Genomic DNA, 1,109 nt, shown 5'->3' on the forward strand with positions numbered 1-1,109 from the left:
TAGTGATAGCCGAAAAATTTGTAATATTAGAGTGTAAGTACGAACTATGCCTGGACCGTCGAAAGATCACCTCGAACATCTGAGTGAAGAGGAACTCGATGAGGCGATCGATCAAGCTCAATCTGACGAAGAACCTTATCTCGTCCGGCGGTTGTGCCTGATCAAAAATATCTATCTCGGTGACACGCTCACCGAAGCGGCGACGCGTGTCGGCGTCACGACGCCGACCGCGAGCCGCTGGGTCGATCGCTGGAATGACGACGCTGTGGACGGCCTTCGACCAGATTCTGGTGGTGGACGTCCTCCAAAACTTGACGAGCACCAACGCGAGCGGCTTCGAGAGGTGCTCAAACGGCACCAGCCGCTCACCACCCACCAAGTTCAGAAACTCATCGAAGATGGGTTCGATGTCTCATATTCTCAGCGACATACATCGAGACTTCTCAATAATCTTGGACTAAATTACGCGATCCCACGACCAGAATCACCGGATCGGCCTGACGACGCAGAAGAACAACTCGAAGAGCGGCTCGAGGCCGCTCTCGACGATCTTGACGACGACGCAGTAACTGATGGGGGTGTCGTCGTCGGGTTTCTCGATGAAGCCTGGCCTCGTCCAACAGACAACAGCCGGCGGCTGTGGAGCTTCGGCCGACCAACCTTGAGAAAAGAGACGCCGACAGAGAACTTTGACGATGTAGTCTTCGGATTTTACGCGCTGAACGGAACCAGTGTTGTCTCGTGTAAAGACGATCTGAGCAAGGAATCTGTGGGCGATTTTTTCCCTCAAGATACGTGAGAAGAACTCAGATCAGCCGATCATACTCGTCTGTGACAACTTTTCATCTCACTTTGCCGAGTATGTCGATAAAATAGTAAATGAACAGGATCTACACAGAGTAGCACTGCCGCGGTATTCGCCAGATCTCAACCCGATCGAACAGATCTGGAAAAGCGTAAAACGCGATCTCTCACCGCTTGACGCGTCAGATCTTGAAACGTATCGAGAACTGGTCTGTTCGATCTTTCACGACTACGCCGATCGGATAAGCTTCGCAAAGTCATGGATTGATCGCTTCTTATCTATTCAAAAGTTATGACTATCACTA

2 protein-coding genes are annotated in these 1,109 nt (G+C 51.0%); both read left to right on the forward strand.

What is annotated here, in order from left to right; genetic code table 11:
- Positions 1-46 precede the first annotated feature (46 nt).
- Positions 47-799: an IS630 family transposase gene (locus EXE46_RS16140; protein ID WP_137689356.1), complete on the forward strand. Its 753-nt coding sequence runs from the start codon at positions 47-49 to the stop codon at positions 797-799.
- Positions 800-821: 22 nt separating this feature from the next.
- On the forward strand, positions 822-1,100 hold the full coding sequence (locus tag EXE46_RS17770; protein WP_394348209.1) for a transposase: 279 nt from the start codon (positions 822-824) through the stop codon (positions 1,098-1,100).
- Positions 1,101-1,109: the final 9 nt, after the last annotated feature.

The sequence above is a fragment of the Halorubrum sp. GN11_10-6_MGM genome, from assembly GCF_005435165.1.
GTDB lineage: Archaea > Halobacteriota > Halobacteria > Halobacteriales > Haloferacaceae > Halorubrum.